Here is a 19,970-nt window from a genome sequence, read left to right as displayed (position 1 = left end):
AATTAATTTAATTTTTAATGAGTGGAATTCCAAAGTAGAATTCTAGTATTTTAATTTTAAAAATATAATCATACTTTGTTCTAATAACTTCTGATTGCGCATTAGTTAACAAAGTTTGTGATTGGTTGAAATCAAAAGAATTCATTAAACCGACATCATATTTTTCTTTAGCATAATTGTATGCGCCTTGTCTTGCTTCAAGTGCTACAACAGATGACTTATAAGTATTAAGCGCTCCATTTGCATCTGCAAAAGCGGTAAAAACATTACGCTGTAAATCTAAATTTTGCTGCTCTAACGCAATTTTAGACTTTTCTAAATTTACTTTGGAACGATCTACATTATTACGAACTGAAAATCCATTAAAAATTGGAACTGATAACTGAATACCAAAAGACTGTCCTTTATTATCACTAAACTGATCGAAAAATGGCGCAGGCCCACCTAAAACTCTTGTGAAATTTGGAGTCAATACATTTTGATTTGTTCCTTCTACGAAACCAACAACTGATGTTGGATTAGTAGTATTTGGCACCACTCCAGCAACCCTATCACTGTAAGCAACCCTTGAATTAAAACTATAAAATCCTTGCAAAGTAGGTTGAAAAGCACCTTGTGCAATCGCAACATTTTTTTCAGATATCTCTAAATTAGTTTGAGCAATTTTAAGTTCGATTTTATTTTCTAGTGCTTTTTGGTAAATAACCGCAGGCGATTGTAACAAAATGTTATTCTCATCATTCGCATCAGTATCATCAACTACATCAAAGTTTTGAAAATCTTTAAGCTGAAGCAACTGCGCTAGACTTAACCTAGAAATCAAAAGTGCATTTTCAGCAACAATTACATTTTGATTGTTCAAAGCAACAGTAGCTTTAACATCAAGTAAGTCGCCACGAGGAATGGATCCCGCTTTAACTAATTCTTCTGATCGATTGTATTGCTTTTCATTAATTTCAAGTTGTACCTTCTGAACCTTTAGGTTTTCTTTGTTAAAAAGCACTTGCAAGAAAGCATTTGCAACATTCAAAGCTACATCTTCTTGCATTTTTATTAATTGATATTTACTCGCTATTATCGCAAGATTTGCTTTGCGCAAATTGTTTTGATTTTGTAATCCTCTATAAATATCGATTCCAACATTTGCACCAGCAGAAGTAAACTGTGTAGTTTGATTTTGAAGAAGTCCAGTTGTGATGTCTTGGTTTAAACCAATGTTCCAAGAATGTGAAGCACTTGCATTAAGCGAAGGAAGAAAATTTCCGAAAGCACCTCGTTTATCAATTAGTGCCGTTTGTGAATCTAATTCTACTTGTTTGATAGAAATATTATTTTTTATCGCGTATTGCACACATTCTTCTAATGTCCACTTTTTAGTTTGCCCCTGCATAGCCATGCTAGCAACTACAACGGTAATTAAACTGAGAAAAAATCTTTTTTTCATATTTTTTTTGAATAAAAGCGCAGTACCGCCACAAAACAAATTTAAGTTTTTCTAATAAAATTCAATGCGCAATTATAAAAAAATGGCACACTAATCTTTTATAAAACAATTAGACTTTCGAATTTAGCATTTGTTACAAAAAATCCTAAAAAAAGAATTCTTTCACTAAATTTGTTTCGCTAAACTAAACAAAAAATGCTAAAAATCTTTACTAATCTTTATTTAATCTGCTCATTCCTATTAATTTCTGGATGTGCAACTACTAATAAAATAGACGCATTAAAACCCGAACCAGATGACGCAACGCCTTTAGTTTATGAAAATGTAGCTTCCTTTATAAATCTACCAATTAATGTAAAACTGAAAGATATTGAAAATCAAACAAATATAGCACTAAGCGGTTTAATTTACGAAGACAACACGATTGAAGATGATGACATAGAAATGAAAATTTGGAAACAAGCCCCTATCACTATATTAGCAGACAAAGGGCAGAAAATAAAAACAATTTTACCTCTAAAAGCAGTTATAAAATACAGAATTGGCACCAAAAAAATGGGAGTTGAAATGTATGATACTCGTGAATTTTATTTAGATGGTATTGTAACACTTCTTAGTGATGTATCACTATCAAATTGGAAACTAAATACTAAAACCGAACTAAAATCTCTAGACTGGAATGAAAGCCCTACCATGACAGTATTTGGAAAAAATGTTCCCATTACCTATTTAATCAATCCTGGCATAAAACTTTTTAAATCAAAAATCGAAAACAAAATTGATGATGTTATAGCCAAATCTCTGGATTTTAAACCTAACGTACTATCCGCGTTAGAAAAAATCTGCACTCCTTTTTTAATGAACGATGCATATGAAAGTTGGCTTAGAATTGTACCTATCGAAATTTACTCGACTAATGCTAAATTAAAAAATGACGCATTTGTATTAGACATGGGAATGAAATGCAACATGGAGACATTGATAGGAAAACAACCAGAATCAAAATTTAGCCCAAACAAAATAAGTATAAAGTCTGTCTCAAAAATTCCAGAAGATATTACTGCTAATATTGTTGCCATTTCAACTTACGCGGAGGCTTCAAAAATCATTACTAAAAACTTCTACGGACAGGAATTTGGCTCAGGGTCAAAAAAAGTAAAAGTTCAAAAGGTAGCTATCTGGCACAAAAACGGCAAAATGATAATTACACTAGATCTTTTAGGCTCTGTAAATGGAACAATTTATTTGTCCGGTTTTCCAAAATATAATGAACAAACCAAAGAAATATTTTTTGATCAATTGAACTACGTATTAGACACAAAAAATAAATTAATGCGAACTGCAAATTGGCTCGCAGAAGGAATTGTACTAAAAAAAATAGAGCAAAGTTGCCGATACTCTCTTAAACCGAACTTAGAAGAAGGTCAAAAAAGCATGATGACTTATTTAAAAAATTACTCTCCTATGCAAGGCGTATTCATCAACGGAAAAATCGATGAGATACAGTTTCAAAAAATTCAGTTGACTAACCAAGCAATTATTGCCTTTATAAAAGTTAAAGGTCTAGTAAATGTGTCGGTAAATGGATTGAAATAAAAAAAGGAACTACTAGGTCGCTTTTTTGGTTTTCATTCGATAAACGATATAACCTATTATCGCAACAAGAATATATGGAATCGCCATTAAGTAAACTATTCCATCATTAATAGCGGCTGCTTTTGTTGTATTCCCTTCGCTTGTTAATGCAGCGCGACACATAGCGCATTGCGCATTTGCTGATATTGAAAATAGACTACAAAGAAGTAGTGTGGCAATAACCTTAAACTTCTTGCTATAAATTTTTGTTTTACTATACATAATAAGGTGAAATCATTAGATAAACAACTACTCCAGTAACCGCGACATACAACCAAATTGGAAAAGTGATGCGCGCAATTTTTTTATGTTTATCAAAATTTTTACCCAATGCACGAACGTAAGTGATCAAAACCATAGGAATAATTACAATAGATAAAACGATATGCGTAACTAAAATAAAAAAATAAACATACCTAATAGCACCTACTCCTCCAAATTTTGTAGAATCAGCTGTCATGTGGTAGGCGACGTACATTACGAGGAAAGCTATAGATAATGCAACTGCACTTGTCATCATTCTTTCGTGTAATTTCCTTTTACCATTCTTAATTGCCACGACTCCCGAAATTAAAAGAACAGCTGTAAAACCGTTTGTGGTAGCATAAATTGGCGGTAAAAAAGAAAGAGGAGCAACATCATAACCAAAATCTTTTAGTTTTACGCCAAAAAGAATTGCAACAACAATAGGGATTATAATTGATACTACTATAATTAGCGTATTATATTTCTTTTCTAAATAATTATCTTCCATCTTTATTCTTGTAGTAAAATATTAATATCTTGTTGAATGTCTCGAACTCCCTTTTTATCCAAACCGTCATAATACAAAATTGGATTCCCATATTGATCTTTTCTGCAACGAATAGTTCCATCTTTATCAATTAACGCAAACAATCCCGAGTGTTCAAAACCGCCAGCAACTTTTTTATTTTCACCTGCATATAGATTAAATCCTTTGTTAGCCAAGTTAAAAATATAATCTTTGTCGCCTGTGAGAAAATTCCAATTAGTAGATTTCACACCTAACAATTCTGCATGAGCCTTTAAGACTTCCTGCGTATCATGTTCTGGATCGATAGTGATAGAAACAATCCCGAAATTTGGATTACCAAAAAATTTCTTTTCGATAAGAAGCATACTTTCATTCATCTTTGGACAAATAGTTGGACATTTAGAAAAGAAAAATTCTAAAACGTATACTTTTCCTTTGTATGTATCATTTGAGACCTTAACATTATCCTGATTCATTAATTCAAATTTCGGCACAGCACCTATTTTGATTAATTTTTGATCATCAGCAGCCTTTGGTTTAGCGCGATCTAGACGATCTCCTTGCACTATTTTATCATTTTTAATTTTTTCTACAATTTTAGGAATAGCGTAAATTCCGAAAATTAAAATTATAAATGAAATACCTATGTAGGATTTATTCTTAAACATAATAGTGCAAATTAAATTTTTCTACTTGCGTTTTTATTTTTTTTGAAAGCAGCGCGATATTCATAAAGTATAACTTTAAAATCATCTAACATTTCATTACTCAACTCTGCAGGATGAAACGTATTATAACCTTCTTTAGCACCTTTTACTAACTTTCTACCACGCAGATTTCTATTCTTATCAACGATATATACTTTTGAAGTTCCTAACTTATCGTCTAGCTGCTCAACCAATTGCAATTGCGAATAATAAGTTTTTATTTCCTCAGGCGATGCAAAAACAAAGCGCCATTGCGCAACATCAGTAAACATTGCAAAAGCATCCACCACTTTTTTAGCATCATCTTCAGTTCCAAGGGGACAAAGTATAACAAACTGAACGTCTGTAAACTTATGATAGGTTTGATAAATTTTTTGATTTAGGTTAAAAAAGTTACCCCTGTTTTCTAAAAGATTAGTCCCAGAAAAACCCAAGATAGTAACTTTACCAGTCAATGTAATTTCTTTTCCATCAAGCGTTTTCCATTTTCCGAAGTCAGCTGTGTTTGTAGTCAACGTTGGTAATTTGGTATAGCCATTTACGCCTGAAGCAAAAAACAAATAGGCAACAATAGGTAAAATAAAAAGAACGAATAGGACAATATTTTTTTTCATTACTTTACTTCAATTTTAACATATAAAAAAAGGTATCCGCTAGAACGAATACCCTCTTAATGAATTAATATTTAGTTAAAAATTCCATTTAATGCTAGAATTTTTAAAAACCTCAAAAATATAATCCCCTTCAGTCAAAAGAATAAAGAGTAAATATAAAATCAGAAAAATTACTGGGAAAACCACTGCACTTCGTAAAGTACTTTTTTCGCCTTCCATGTGCATAAATGCCCATACAATGTAATATGCTTTGTAGATTGTTAGTATATAAAAAACCCAGTTAAGCAAATTCATACTTAAAAAGTTATTCATAAAAAGGAAATCTGGCTTTACTATTCCTAGATAAACCTCTACTATTGTAACGGCAGACAATATTCCGAAAACTTTCCAGATTCTACCTATGTTTGATACGTGTTCGTGTGACATGATAAATACTTTTTTGAAATTAAACTAGATAGAAAACAGTGAATACAAAAACCCAAACTAAATCTACAAAGTGCCAATATAGACCTACTTTTTCTACCATTTCATAACTTTTTCTTTTCTCATATGTTCCAATAAGCACATTGAAGAAAATAATAATATTAATTATGATTCCTGAAATAACGTGAAAACCGTGAAAACCTGTAATAAAGAAAAAGAAATCAGCAAATAATTTATTACCATATTCATTTCTAACTAAGTTAGCGCCCTCAACTACGTAGTGAGCGTCAGCTAACCTTGCAACAGATTCTTCTCTAGTAAGAATTGTTTTTTGTTTTTGTTTATTCAAAACCTCAGTTCTAATCAAAAGTTCAGGATGCGCTTTAAAACCCGCTTGTACTTCAGCAACAGAGTATGAAGGCAAAGCTGACTCGCCCATGAACCATGTTCCTTTATCTCTAGTTAGTTGCTCTCTTTCATCGTGTAAATTTACAGCAAAGTCTGCTAAGGCTACACGCTTACCGTCTTTATCCACAAACTGAAGCAAACTACCTCCTTTTGTTTCAATAGCACCATACTCACCTTTTATGAAGTTTTTCCATTCCCACGCTTGAGAACCTACGAAAATCAAACCTCCTATAATAGTCAAAAACATGTATAGAGTAACTTTGCCTTTGTTCATTTGATGACCTGCATCAACTGCTAAAACCATTGTTACAGATGAGAAAATTAAAATAAATGTCATTAATGCGACATAAAACATAGGAGCAGAAACGCCATGCATAAAAGGGAAGTGAGTAAACACTTCATCAGCAATAGGCCATGTTTCACTAAATTTAAACCTAGAAAAGCCATAAGAGGCAAGGAAACCAGAAAAAGTTAAAGCATCTGATACGATAAAAAACCACATCATTAATTTACCATAACTTGCCCCCATTGGCTCATTGTTGCCTCCCCAAGTTTTCTCTTCAATATTAGCAGTAGTAACTGTCGATTCCATATAAGTTATTCGTTAAAAAGTTCACAAATTTACGTTTTTTTCTTATTTAAAGAAATATAAAAATAAAAACAAATATACCCACAATAAGTCCAAAAAGTGCCAGTACATCGCACCTAGTTCAATTCCAAGGGTTTGAGCTGAGTTGTATTTTTGTTTAAAATGATTATAAATTATAATTAATAGCGCAATCACTCCACCAGCAAGGTGAATAAGGTGCACAATCGTGACAACATATAAAAAAGTAGAAGTTATAGAGCTACCACTTCCTGTAAAATAATAACCCGCATCAACAATTTGTCGAAATCCTACAAATTGTAAAACTACAAACAATAATCCTAGAAATAATGTACTCAAAAGAAAAACTGTTGTTTTAGCGCGATTGTTTTTCATTATAGCTTTCTTCGCTAAATAAAAAGTCAAACTACACCCAATAATTGCAATAGTACTAATATAAAACGCCGATGGCAATTGAAAATCTTTCAACCAGTCTACCCTCGACTTACTTACTACAAATGCACTGGTAAGACCACCAAACATCATGGTCATGCTTACCATGGAAAACAACAATATCAATTTATATGATCTCGCTGTTCTGGATTTTTGTTCCTCTGCTATCATTATCGTTTCCATAACTATCTTAAAAATTTATCTAATATATAAACTAATTGTAACAATGTAATGTACAAAACACTAACCAACATTAAAGTCCGAGCTGCTTTTGCCGTTCTTACCTTATATAATCGGACCGCATAAAACAGCATCCAAAGACCTAATAAAAACACCACTACTGCAGTAACCGGCGTAATGTAAAAGCGACCAGTAAAGCCTAAGACTGGTAAAAGAGAAGCTAATATAAGCCAAACTGTATACAAAATAATTTGTAATACCGTGCCTTTATCTTTTTTACCTGTTGGCAACATAAAGAAACCTGCTTTTTCATAATCTTCATATAAAAACCAACCAATAGCCCAGAAATGAGGGAATTGCCAGAAGAATTGAATCAAGAATAAAGTTCCTGCTTCGATTCCAAATTCCCCTGTTGCAGCTACCCACCCTAACATAAACGGTATTGCTCCAGGAAAAGCACCCACAAAAACAGACAAAGAAGTTATCGTTTTTAAAGGTGTGTAAACACTTGTGTATAAAAATATTGAAATCGCTCCAAACATTGCTGTTTTTGGATTGATTGTATAAAGCAACACAATTCCAAGAATAGTCAAAAAACTAGCCACTACAAGAGCAGCGTTTTTAGACATTCTTCCAGCCGGAACAGGACGGTTTTTTGTACGATCCATCAAAGCATCTAAGTCCTTCTCGATAACTTGATTAAAAGCATTAGAAGCTCCTACCATACAATAACCTCCGATAGCAAGCTTCAACAACACCATCCAATCTAATGAATGAAAGTCATATATCCCAAGCATGAATCCAGCTATAGACGAAAAAACTACACTAACGGCTAGACGAGCCTTTGTAATCTCGCGGAAATCAACGTAAACTGATTTTAATGAAAAGGTACTTTGTGTTGCGTTCAATGCTAATGATTATTTGCTTTGTAAAAACTTTTGCAAAAGTAGGTTATCAAAAGGGATTTGGCAAAAAACAATTCATAAAAAGAATCTTTAAACCACAATTATAAATTAATAATCAAAATACCAATTAAAGATATCAGCTCTCAAACCTACACTAAACCAACTTGTGCTTTCATTAAAAGTAGTTGCTGTGTTTTTAGTTGGATCAAAACTTCTGTAAATAAAACTACCGAATAATTTCAAATTAGTTGCTGGATTAACTAGATATCCTCCATGAAAATCAGCTATAAAGATCGAAGTTTCATTACCCTGCCCAACTTTTACACCACTATTAAAAGCTCTATTTTCATCGTAATCTTTATAAATATTTCCACCGTAATTTAAGTTATTCTCTGCAGTGTCAAAATCCAATCCACGCGTACCCATAGTTATTTTTGCATCAGCAAAATACCTTCCTTTGTGGTAACGAGCAATTGCAATTAACTCTCGGAAATTACCTCCCCACTGATGACCTATACTCTGATTGTTATGACCATAGTTCGTGATTGGCATACTGTGCGAATATACATAAGGACGAACGTGATTGTATTCTAATTGCAATAGTAAATTATCTACCTTGAACGCATTATAATACTTAGCGCCTAATTGATAACCATATTTATTCTTCCAACTGTTATCCCCTTTTTTAACATCGCCAAGAGAGAACTCGTCTAAAATAAATTGTCCGTAAAAATTAATTTGATTACTCCATTTGTATTTATAAGTCAACCCTAAAACTGCATTACCGCTTCTTGCAGAAGAAGCAAATTCAACCGAACGATAAAAAATTATCGGATTTACAAAACTCACATCAAATCCTCTATCATTTGAATTTGTCCAAATTACTGATTCGAAAAAACCAAGATTTAATCTATTAGAAACATTCCAACTCAAATAATGGTTTGCCATAAACTTTGTGGCGTAAGTTCGCTCAACTGTCACGTCTGGTCTAACATCTTTGAGCCACATATACGTATTCGTGTATTTTATTTTCCAAAAATTTGTATTCAACTTAAAGTAAGGATAAGGACTCGCACCATCACTTTCTAACAATGATCGATATCCATCGCCGATGAAATTCCTGCCATATCCTAATTGCAAATCGATAAATTTACTTGGAGCTAAAGTCAAATTAGCTTCTGCCAATGGAAAATCATACGCATCAGTCTTAAAATCTTTTGCAATTCCCATTCCTGGAATTATTGCAGGATTACCTCCTGCTGGCTTAATTGACTCCGCATATCGATTATAATAATCGGCAAAACGTCCTTGACTTTCAAAAATAGTTGTGGTAAAATTAAGCATAGAACCTAATCCGCCACGGAAACTTATTCCTCGTGTGTTAACAAAAGTACTGGAAACTTTACTTTTTGATGCCGTTCCTACTTGTAAATCAAAGATAGGATTTAGCGTAAACCAATAGTCTTCACCCTTAATTTCAACTGTATTTTCATTCCATAATTTTCTCTCCCACCACGTGTCACCTTTCTTTTTTAAAGAGGCATTAACCGCTTGTAAATTATAATATTTTGAAACTTCAGCATACGTATATGGTTTTGAAGCCGTATGATTATTGCTTCCCATCTGATTTAAAGAAGCATCAAAATGCGAATAATAACTATGTGAAAAAGGTATGTTTAAATGACTTTCAAACTCTGGATTATCAAACTTCTTATAAACAATATTATCAAGCTCTGTTAGTTTTTTGGTCTTATTTGGCACAAATTGAGTTTGCACTAAATTTTCTTCTGCTATTACCTCTCGAGATTTCAAAGGAACTGAAATAGACATAGTAAACTTAGCATAAGTAGGCTTTCCATTATAAGTTGCTGGTTGAATTTTTGGGAAATGGCCAAAAACTCTTTTAGTTTCCAAAATTAATTCTTCCTCACTTACATCAACATACAGCACTTTAAAAACACCAGTGGCATCTACTTCAAAAAGAACTTTTACAATTCCTTTAAAATTATTTTGTTTTAAATAGTCGGCAACTTGATAATTATTAAATACAAAATCCTGAACTTTATTATAAAAGCATATTTCTAATGATTTAGATTGTAAAGTATCGCAATCAGAAAATACAGGAAAACGCTCTGCTGAATTACTAGATTGAACCGTAACGCTTGTAATATCCTGAGCAGAAATAACAACGGAATAGAAAACTAAAAATAATGTAAAAATCCCTTTATTTATGCGTGTTTTCTTTTTCAATTTAATATTCATTATTAAAATTTTGACCGTTAGCAATCATTTTAGCGCCTGAAGTTCCTATTCGCTTCACACCCATTTCAATCATTTCAATTGCTTCTCCATACGTACGAACTCCTCCTGCTGCTTTCACAGGGAGCGGTGATGCGTTTTCTAACATCATCTTTATCGCTGGAACAGTTGCACCGTTTGGCAAATCGTTCTGTGTTTTATAAAAACCTGTCGACGATTTTACAAAAACTCTAGAAAAAAGTTCTTGCTCAAAATTAGAAACTATCACATTTTTTATCAAACTTGATAATTGAATAATTTCTTTATCAGCAAGCGCTGCGACTTCAATAATCCATTTTACTACCTTCTTATTAGCAAGACCTAACTGAGTGCACTGCAAAACTTCCTTTTTAACTAAATCAATATCCCCTTTTTTAAAGGCTTCATAATTACAGACAAAATCTAAATCATCTGCTCCATCATGTATTGCTTGAACTGCTTCTTTTAGCTTTTCTTCAACCTCCGATTTACCTTCCGGAAAATCAATCACGGTTCCAACTTGCACAGTCGATTTAGCCTTCAAAATCATTGCCTTAGCCAAAGCAACACGATTTGGCCGAATCATAATAAGTTTGAAATTTTCTTCAATAGCTTCTTGAATGAGTTCCTGAGCTATTAAAATATTTTCTTCGTCAGTGACTCCTGCTTGTTCCGCTGTTTTTAAATAGGTCGAATCTAAATATTGCTTGATATCCATCGAATATACTGTTACTGAATTATGTGAGGTTGTAAAACACAAAAATACATTTTATCTAAACATTCTTTATAAATTATACTTTGGAAAATATTTATTTTTACAATAGAAATAAAACTATCAATTAATTAGTAAAAATGGCAATACGAAAGACAACTGCGAACTAACACGAAAGGTAATAAAAACAAAAAGTCCCACTAAAGCGGGACTTTCATATTTTAAAACTTTGATTTTACTCTATTCAAACCAAATAAAACAATTAGCAGTATTGATAGAGCCGCTCCTGATGTATTTGCTATGACATCGAAAACATCTGCATGCCTATTTTCAGTAAAGTATCCTTGAATAATCTCGATTCCTATTCCAAAAACAACAGAAAACAGGAACGAAAAAATAAGATATCTTGAAGTACTTACGCCACTCTTCCTGTTTTTTAGAAACAAAAAACTTAATGTTGTTAAAACAAAATAGAAAAAAGCATGAACTACCTTATCAAAATTTGGAACATTACCTAAGGGAACATTATTAAATTTTGCCAAACAAAAAAAAGTAATTACTCCAGACCACAATAAAACGGCCCAAAAATAAAGTTGTTTAGGCACCTATTAATTCTTTATATGAATCACTAGAAAGTAAACCTTCTACTTCATCCATGTTTGCTATTTTTATTTTAATCATCCATCCAGCACCATAAGGATCTGAATTTACGCTTTCTGGTTTGCTTTCTAAATCATCATTAAAAGCAATAATCTCTCCTGCTAATGGAAGAAATAAATCAGAAACTGTTTTAACCGCTTCTACTGTTCCAAAAACTTCGTCTTTCTCTAAAGTCTGATCTAATGTTTCTACTTCAACGTAAACTATATCTCCTAGTTCTTTTTGTGCAAAATCAGTGATTCCTACTGTTGCTACGTCGCCTTCAATACTAATCCATTCGTGATCTTTAGTGTACTTTAAATTTGCTGGTATGTTCATTTAAATTGTAATTGTAATTAATAATTGATTGTTGAAATTTCTGTTACAAATGTAATAATCTTCTATTCAAATCTTGCTTCAAACTTAAAAAATTAATTTCCAAAGTTATATCTCAGCGTAAATCCAGAGCGAATATTGGTCAGAGGAAATGAAGTAGAGATGACAGCTTTTGAAAAGGAGTGGTCATAATAGAAAATTGCGGTTAGATTTTTACTAAAAGAATAATCAGCTTTAAGTTTCAAAGACCAAATATTCTGTCCACCCGCTAATTGATTATTGTCATAATCCAAATAACGTACGATAGTGCTATTGTTTCTGTATGAAACATCAGCCGCAAAATTGATATCTCCTTTTATTATTCCACTAGGATTATCAGCTAACTTCGACGAGAAAATCACATCTTTAAAACGATACCCTAGTCCTACAACGTACTCAACTCCTTTTACTTCAGTCAGTAAGTTATTATCGAAACTCATTGACAACGCTCTATCTTTCTTAATTTCTGTCAGAACTTTTAAAGAGCTTTTTAGTTCAAAATCCATTCTGATAAGCGGATTAAATTGTTCTACTAAGTTAATATTAGACATAATGGTTTGATTGTAAAAATTACCACTAGCATCTACTCCATTTGGCGTATTGTCATATTCAAAATTAGATCTGAAAGCATTTATAGTATAAGAAGCTCTGTAATTATGCTGCAATGAGAAACGCTTGAAGTTTTGTTTAAAAACTCCATATCGCATTAAACCATTGTATTTAACAGCCCAGTTTGGTATAGGGAAATTTCTAAATATACCAAGAGAAACATTAGATGCATCTCCTCCTGAGTAAGCTGCTAAAAAGGCAGGCAACAAAACGGCTTGATTATTTTTGCCGTAACCAATAGGAAACCCTTCCGCATCTCTGTTGCTAGGATTATTGATATCTATTCCTCTTTGAGTTGCTAAACGATTCGCTACAGTAAGACGGTTAGATCTGAAATCATCAAAAGCAGCCGACCCAAATTCATCACTTGCAGAGAAAGACGTTTTTATCAACACCGCTGAGATAGAAAATATACCAGTGCTAAAAGGTGATCTAGGATTATAAACACCATTAGTAACATCATATTGCTCGGAAGAGTTTTCAGAAAAAGCTCTGTCTAATGACAAATCAATTTTCAAATCAGGAAACAAATCGATATTGGCTGTAGCCTTAAATAACTTATTAGTCACCTGCGTGAAGTTCTGGTTAAAATCTGGATAATTCGTTAACCATCCGTTTTTAGCAGCTTCATAACGCACATCATCTTGACTACCAAATATAAATCCTAATGTTGGTCTTGACGAACCTAGAAACCCAACACCTGGCGTATATCCCGGCAATAAAGTACCGCTATTGTAAGTATAATTCATCTGCACATTCTTAATGCTCGTCAAAACACCAATTAAGCCGTCAACAAACGGATTGTTCTTTTGAATTTGGCTTGCATTTGTGTTTACTATTTTTTCACCAGGTTTTGGCGCAACCATTTTAGGTTTTGGCACATTTTTATTCGCACTTCTATCTACTCCCAAATATTTGTACAACATATCCATATTGAACGTAGCATTCAAATTATTTGAATTTGCATTCTGAATTGTATTTCCTAAATTATATTCTGTACCATTGATTTCTATTTGAGACAATGCGTTTGAGGTGCGTTGCCAACTGTAATCACCTGTATAGGAGTAGGTCGCTTTAACAAAACTAAATAATGGAATTTTATTAATTGGTAATTCATAATTTACAACTAATTGTTGCATGTGCTGGTTTGGATCACCAATATCCCAGTAGCTATCCCAAATAGTAAAACTATCAATAGGCTCATTATCTTCATTCAAATAATTTTTTACAATATTACTTGAAGATGCTGTATAATTCAATTTTAGTGATTTTGTCAAGTTATAATTAAAACCATACTGATAATTAAAAGCAAAATTCCTACGATATAAAGGATCAAGACCTATTCCTTGCACTTCAACTTGTCTAAATTGCTGGCGATTATACTGTCGAAGGATAGAACTATTAAATGAAATATTAGAAGGCAAATAGTTAAAGTTAAAATCACTTAGTAACTTCCAATACGCACTTTTCTTCATGAATTTAGTCGTCTTGAACGGTTCGATTGGTTTAGACTGAAAAGTGTAGCCATAATCCACGGATGAATTTGCTTGTTGATCTACATAATCTTCTATTTCAAAATCATGACGCTCCACTTGGTTAAAAGATTGAGAAAAAGTGAAGTTTTCTACATCATAAATATGTTGCTTTTGCTCTGCTTGACGCTCTTTTCTAACTCCGATAAAATTGATACTTTTTCGTTTTGTATAATCAATAGCTCTATTAGTTATATTATCTTTTTTAGCTTGATCAAAGGTGTTATCAAGCAACTGTTTTAGTTTTATATCTTGATTGAAAGGATCATACTCCGGTGTAATTATTTCTTCGCCTATCGCATAGTTGAAAGGAAGATTTACTCCCCATTTTTTTGGCAATAATTTCCCAAGATTTAGATTAGTCACAATATTATACAACTGAGTATCTTCACGGCTACGTTCGTTTGGTCCCTGTTCTAAAGCTCCAAAACCTACCGTACTCTTTCTACCTGATGCAGAAACAGTAGCAAAATCAGCTAAATTTGTATCTACATTTAATAAAGCAGCCATTCCACCTTGATTATCCATATCAGCTAAGCGTAGTTCATTAAACCAAACCTCACCTTTAATATCATTGCGAAGGTCACTGTTTTTTACACCAACCATAAGCGTTCGTACTAATCCAAAATTAGGATTTCCTTTAATTCCTAATCGTAAAGTACTGCTACCATCACCTTCTGGTTTATTAGGATCAGCATCCGGGTAATAAATCCCATCAATTGGTAATGAGCTTGGGTCAATGCTCATTGCTAAAACTTTCATGCGAGTCAGTAATTCTAATGGTAAGTCAATCTCATTTGCATCTGGCCAAACTGCTTCGGCACTCAAAGGTCCGCAATCAGAATTAGATACAGAATTAGCTACAGTTACCTTTAAAGGAACCTCTATTTGATAAAAATTTTGGGTAAAGTCATTACCAAAACGAATGAATCCAACCATCTGATCGTCTTGAAGCGCAATTTCATTAGGCAATGATTCAGCGTGCAAAAACATTTTCAATTTCTTGAATTGACGCATATCAATACTTACATTTTTAAAAACTGCTCTAGAATCTTGCGGCTCTAATCCGTCGCCCGAAACTCTCAACGATAATGATTGTTCGTTTTGATTGATTATAGAATTGTTATTATATAGTTGCTCTCTTTGCACGCCAGGTGGCGTCACATAGTTAATAGGACATCTTTCATTATTTTCCTGAATGTTTACAGCTAAAACATCTAAATTAGTATTATCATCTGCAACATTTGTATCGTTAAAGTCAAGTGTATTAGTGTATCTTCTCCACTCACCACGTACTAAATCTAATGCTCCAAAACGAACAGTCACTTCTGAACTAAATCCTGTCATAAACATTCGCATGAAACGAATGGATCTAAAATCAGAAATATTTCCAATTGTATTTTCCGGCTGAGAAACCGGTATTTTAAATTGTAACCATCTTGCGTCAGTACTTGAACCATCAGGTAAAGTCACTTGCGTGTTTCTAATATCAGTAATGTTATTTTGCCCTACGGTCATCCCTGGTTGTATATCAACACTATACTCGTAATACGCATTGATAGTATTCATAGTATTGTCCTTATTGATATCTTCAACATCAGGAAAAGTAGTTGACCCTCGATTAGGATCATTGATATTTACAGGCGAGTTTCCTTCAGTACCATTGTAGTTTTTATATCTATCTGTAATCCCACCATTAGTATTCAAATAATAGGTATAATCATCAGCAGCTGGATCTAATTCCGAAGCAAAATTAGTATATACCGAGCCTTCATTGCTATTAGACAAACCATCTAAACCTACGTCCTGATTCTTTCTATTTTCAACATTACCATCAAACGCATAAATTAATGATTGAGAAGCAGGAACATCACCCCATAATGGTCTTGGATTAGCAAGAATTTGATCAGGTCCTAGTCCGTTCTCGTATTGTTTTCTTCCATCTTTTAACACATCTTCAGAAATTTCTCCTAAGTTGAAATAGATCTTTCCAGAATTTGATAGCGGAGTTTCTCCTTTTCCAACATAAGGATCTAAAACCCAAAACTGAATATATTCTACATTTCCTTGTTCAAAATTTGTTGAATTTATAGCACGCATAATACCTCCAAAATTACTTATTGGATCACTAGCAGTATTTAAACTGTTATTATAAGGCCCTCTTTCCGAAGGATAATAAGTTAAGTCCAATGTGCTTATAACCTGAGTTTGTCCTTGTGCGATGTCAGTAACCGGATATAATTCTCTGCTAAAAACTCTTCTGGTTTTATTGAGTGACAAATCTTCATTTGAAATTCCTGAAGGTTTTTGCGTATAAAAAATGGGATCTATAGAGTACCAAGCCAGTTTAGCTCTTTTGAAGCCATAACTCAAATCATTGGCGCTAGCATTGAAATCATAAGTGCTTCTTGCATTTCTTTCAGGTGTTGAAGCTAAGCTCCATGAATACGCAGATCGCATATCAATAGTAGATTGAGATCCTTCGAAATCGTCAACGTAAATAGTTGATTCTCCTTGAAAATTATCTGTTTTAGGCGAATCTGGTTTTAAGAAAGCTATCTCACCTCTAACCGAAAGATTAGAAGGTACATCAGTATCAATATTAGGCAACTTGTTGACCAAACGTGTTAAGAAAGGAACTTCAGTAGAAAAGTTAGTATTGAAGCCAAAAATTGTGTTATTTACTGATTCTTGTCCAAAGCTTGACTTTTGAGTAAATGGTTTTTCAGACATTTTCAAAAACGTTCCGCCTACTACAAAGTTATCAGATATTTTATGTTCCACATTCAAGCCCATGAATCGTCTCGTCTGTTGACCAAAAATGGAGTTGTTTTCCAAAGAAACTTCGATAGGAGTATTAGATGCTTGCAATGAAGGATCTAAAATTTGCACACGACCAAGTTGATAATTAACACTATAATCTATTCCTTCTACTAAAATTCTTCCAGCAGCGGTGACAACAACAGAACCTTGCGGTACATTGAATGCACCAATAGGTATTCCGTCTCCACCACTTGATTTATACTTCCCTCTTAAAAGAAACTTATTTTTATCGCTATCCTGCAACGCACCCGATTGTGTGTTACGATACATACTTCTAAAAACGTATTTTCTTTGATTTTCATTATAGGTTGCTGTATTACTATAATCTTCTGCTGAGCCAGCATTTTTTAATTTAGAAAACAATAATTCACCAAAAGGTTCTTTGGTTGAGAAAATTATTCTTCCATTTTGTGAGTCAATTGTTAAGCCCGGTAAGAAATCGAAAAAACCATCGCCGCCCGCTTGCGGGTCATTGTTGTAATTCAATTTATCTAAATCGAATACTTTTAATAGTGGAGTTTCAGCTACTTCATTCCCTTTTGATGGATTAGCGGGAAAGGGTGTTCCTGCAACCTCTGTAATATAATTTAATGGTGAAGGATCAGTATAGAGAATATTAAATCTAAAATCTGGTTGCTGCAATTGGTAACCACCTTGAATTTGATAAATATTTTTCATCATCAAATTCCAAACAGGATTTTTGACATTCGTCAAATTACTTTTTAGCATTTTCAAAACCAAACTTTGCGAAATAATAGCTGTTGTAGACTGGCTATTTCCAGTAACCACCGTAGCATCAACACCATCATTTCCAAATTCTCCAACTTGGTACACTTTATCTCCAATTGTATATTGGTACGCAACTGCTAAAACTTCATCATTAGCTAATCGTTGCTGCAGTGAGATATAACCTAATTGTGGATTTAACGTATATTCATTCGGGTTTAGTTTTCGCGCATTTTCTAATTTAGAGTAATCCTGACCTTCATTAACTGTAACATTAAAACCTGAATTCGCAGTTACAATTTCACGAATATTAGGATTTAACAAACCAGTACCAGTATTTATTTGTGCTGGATCGTAATCGTTATTTGAATTGTCTGAAGGCGTGTCTGGAAGATTATTAAAAATTCCAGCTGAAGGATTCAAAACTACAATTTCGCTATCTGGCAATCCCGTCAATTGCGATTCCCCTAAATCCTGTAGCGCAATAATATTTCTAAGGTTGTTGTTAGTAACCGCTACTCTATTTTGCTTATTAGTAACCCAAATTTCAACTCTAGAAATCTGCACTCTACTATCAATAAAAGGATAATTTGCTAACGATTTATCGTACCTATTTCTAAAATATTGTGACAAGAAAAAGTGTCTATCCGCATCGTAATCCAATGCAAACATTTCAAAATTCTCGATGGTTCCCCCACCTTCAGCTACTAAACTTTTAGTCTGTGATTTTTGCTCTGAAAAAACACCTGTTATTGTTGTTTTTCCAAATTGCAACTTTGTTTTAACACCAAATAGACTTTGCGCTCCTCGAATAAGCGAGCTATTTAAAGGAAGACTTACATTTCCAACTTCAATTTTTTGAATGATGTCATCCTCAGAAGGAGCATATTCTAATTTTATTAAATTTTGAAAAGCAAAGGTCGATTGGGTGTCATAATTTGCATTAACATTAAGCCGGGTACCCACTTTTCCCATCAAACTCATACTGATCCTTTGATCAAAATCGAATGACATATTAGATCTGTTTCTTGGAGAAAACGAAGGGTTATCTTGCTTTGTGTAGCGTACTCCCATATCCATTTCTACAGACCCTGTTGGCTTTACATCAATAGTGTTGCTTCCAAAAATAGATTCAAAAAGACCTGATTTGATATAATACCTTGGTAATAAATCCTTTTTTGCAAGTTCGCTACCTTCTTTTTTACCATCAACAGCATCTACTTTTTTCTTAAAATAATCGCGCATGGATTCTTTTAAGACTAATTTTTCATATTCTTTTGGCGTTAAGATAATAGGGTAATTGATGGAAAATCCATCTACTGAATTGGTATAAACATAGCGATCCGTCACTGGATCATAAGTATAAGCAGCAAGAATGCTTTGAGGGTTTTTCAACTGAATTTTCCCAACAGAAAACCCCGCCTTAACGGTATCCTGAAGTACTTCCTTTACTTGTGCGCGTGTTGTATAGCCACAAAATAAAACAAGCAAAAAAATACAAATTTTGTGCATATAACTCGTGTTTCTTAAATATCCTCCTAAAGGCTTTTTAATGCTTTTTTAATAATTGATTCAACAGAAGCATCTGGGTCTTCTTTGACAATTTTTTCGATAACTTTTTCAGATGCTTTTCGGACAAACCCTAAAACTTCCAAAGCTGATAACGCTTCATCTCGATTTGTATTGCTTTTTGACATAGAAACTTCATCTAAGTCATACAGCTTCAATACTTTTTCTTTTAAATCTAATATTACTCGCTGGGCAGTTTTACTTCCAATTCCTTTTATAGATTGAATAGTAACTACATCAGCAGTGGCTATTGCATTAGTAATTTGTTTTGGATCTAGCGACGAAAGCATAGTTCGCGCTATACTTGCTCCTATTCCAGAAACGGACAGTAACAATCTAAAAATCTCCCGCTCAGACTTTTCCATAAAACCAAAAAGTGTATGCGCATCTTCTTTGATTTGAAGATGCGTATACACTTTTATAAAATCTGTATTTGGCAATAAAGAATAAGTGTGTAAAGAAATATTAACATGGTAACCTACTCCTCCACAATCAATAACTATTTGCGTGGGTGATTTCTCGACTAACTTACCTTGTAAATGTGCTATCATGAATAATAATTTATCTCCAAATATAAT

At 33.2% G+C, this 19,970-nt stretch carries 16 protein-coding genes; 1 reads left to right on the top strand and 15 read right to left on the bottom strand.

Annotation, left to right across the window (positions count from 1 at the left end; all coding sequences use genetic code 11):
- Positions 1-7: 7 nt before the first annotated feature.
- Entirely contained in the window at positions 8-1,444 is a 1,437-nt protein-coding gene (locus tag LNP27_RS05995) for a TolC family protein (protein WP_229943697.1), read from the bottom strand.
- Positions 1,445-1,639: 195 nt separating this feature from the next.
- Here LNP27_RS05995 and LNP27_RS05990 point away from each other — a divergent pair, with 195 nt between their 5' ends.
- Positions 1,640-3,040, top strand: coding sequence for a DUF4403 family protein (locus LNP27_RS05990; RefSeq protein ID WP_229943696.1), 1,401 nt, complete (start codon positions 1,640-1,642; stop codon positions 3,038-3,040).
- A 12-nt stretch (positions 3,041-3,052) separates the two neighbouring features.
- On the opposite strand, the gene LNP27_RS15285 is transcribed toward LNP27_RS05990, so the two are convergent.
- The 14 genes from LNP27_RS15285 to ruvA form a co-directional block, all read right to left on the bottom strand.
- Positions 3,053-3,202: a hypothetical protein gene (locus LNP27_RS15285; RefSeq protein WP_346432396.1), complete on the bottom strand. Its 150-nt coding sequence runs from the start codon at positions 3,200-3,202 to the stop codon at positions 3,053-3,055.
- 91 nt (positions 3,203-3,293) lie between these two features.
- Complete coding sequence (locus LNP27_RS05980; RefSeq protein ID WP_229943694.1) at positions 3,294-3,833, bottom strand: DUF420 domain-containing protein; 540 nt, start codon at positions 3,831-3,833, stop codon at positions 3,294-3,296.
- A 2-nt stretch (positions 3,834-3,835) separates the two neighbouring features.
- Complete coding sequence (locus tag LNP27_RS05975) at positions 3,836-4,522, bottom strand: SCO family protein (RefSeq protein WP_229943693.1); 687 nt, start codon at positions 4,520-4,522, stop codon at positions 3,836-3,838.
- Between the two features lie 11 nt (positions 4,523-4,533).
- Complete coding sequence (locus LNP27_RS05970) at positions 4,534-5,175, bottom strand: GNAT family protein (protein WP_229943692.1); 642 nt, start codon at positions 5,173-5,175, stop codon at positions 4,534-4,536.
- A 75-nt stretch (positions 5,176-5,250) separates the two neighbouring features.
- Positions 5,251-5,601, bottom strand: coding sequence for a cytochrome C oxidase subunit IV family protein (locus tag LNP27_RS05965; RefSeq protein WP_229943691.1), 351 nt, complete (start codon positions 5,599-5,601; stop codon positions 5,251-5,253).
- A 19-nt stretch (positions 5,602-5,620) separates the two neighbouring features.
- The gene (locus LNP27_RS05960; protein ID WP_229943690.1) at positions 5,621-6,598 is read right to left on the bottom strand and encodes a cytochrome c oxidase subunit 3; all 978 of its coding nucleotides are present in this window, start codon (positions 6,596-6,598) and stop codon (positions 5,621-5,623) included.
- 42 nt (positions 6,599-6,640) lie between these two features.
- The gene (locus tag LNP27_RS05955; RefSeq protein WP_229943689.1) at positions 6,641-7,228 is read right to left on the bottom strand and encodes a cytochrome c oxidase subunit 3; all 588 of its coding nucleotides are present in this window, start codon (positions 7,226-7,228) and stop codon (positions 6,641-6,643) included.
- A 2-nt stretch (positions 7,229-7,230) separates the two neighbouring features.
- Complete coding sequence (gene cyoE / locus LNP27_RS05950; protein ID WP_229943688.1) at positions 7,231-8,133, bottom strand: heme o synthase; 903 nt, start codon at positions 8,131-8,133, stop codon at positions 7,231-7,233.
- 105 nt (positions 8,134-8,238) lie between these two features.
- Positions 8,239-10,392, bottom strand: coding sequence for a capsule assembly Wzi family protein (locus LNP27_RS05945; RefSeq protein WP_229943687.1), 2,154 nt, complete (start codon positions 10,390-10,392; stop codon positions 8,239-8,241).
- Positions 10,382-11,125, bottom strand: a complete 744-nt coding sequence (gene deoC / locus LNP27_RS05940; protein ID WP_229943686.1) for a deoxyribose-phosphate aldolase — start codon at positions 11,123-11,125, stop codon at positions 10,382-10,384. Before deoC ends, LNP27_RS05945 begins: the two co-directional genes overlap by 11 nt.
- Positions 11,126-11,340: 215 nt before the next feature.
- Positions 11,341-11,661, bottom strand: a complete 321-nt coding sequence (locus tag LNP27_RS05935) for a VanZ family protein (RefSeq protein WP_229943685.1) — start codon at positions 11,659-11,661, stop codon at positions 11,341-11,343.
- Positions 11,662-11,716: 55 nt separating this feature from the next.
- Positions 11,717-12,097, bottom strand: coding sequence for a glycine cleavage system protein GcvH (gene gcvH / locus LNP27_RS05930; RefSeq protein WP_229943684.1), 381 nt, complete (start codon positions 12,095-12,097; stop codon positions 11,717-11,719).
- A 92-nt stretch (positions 12,098-12,189) separates the two neighbouring features.
- Positions 12,190-19,335 carry a T9SS outer membrane translocon Sov/SprA gene (gene sov, locus LNP27_RS05925; protein ID WP_229943683.1) on the bottom strand — a complete coding sequence of 2,382 codons (7,146 nt, stop codon included), beginning with the start codon at positions 19,333-19,335 and terminating at the stop codon, positions 12,190-12,192.
- A gap of 26 nt (positions 19,336-19,361) precedes the next feature.
- The gene (gene ruvA / locus LNP27_RS05920) at positions 19,362-19,943 is read right to left on the bottom strand and encodes a Holliday junction branch migration protein RuvA (protein WP_229943682.1); all 582 of its coding nucleotides are present in this window, start codon (positions 19,941-19,943) and stop codon (positions 19,362-19,364) included.
- Positions 19,944-19,970: the final 27 nt, after the last annotated feature.

Origin of the sequence: Flavobacterium galactosidilyticum (assembly GCF_020911945.1) — a bacterium.
GTDB lineage: Bacteria > Bacteroidota > Bacteroidia > Flavobacteriales > Flavobacteriaceae > Flavobacterium > Flavobacterium galactosidilyticum.
The sequence above is the reverse complement of the archived record's forward strand: the minus strand, read 5'-3'. Positions and strand labels throughout refer to the sequence as shown.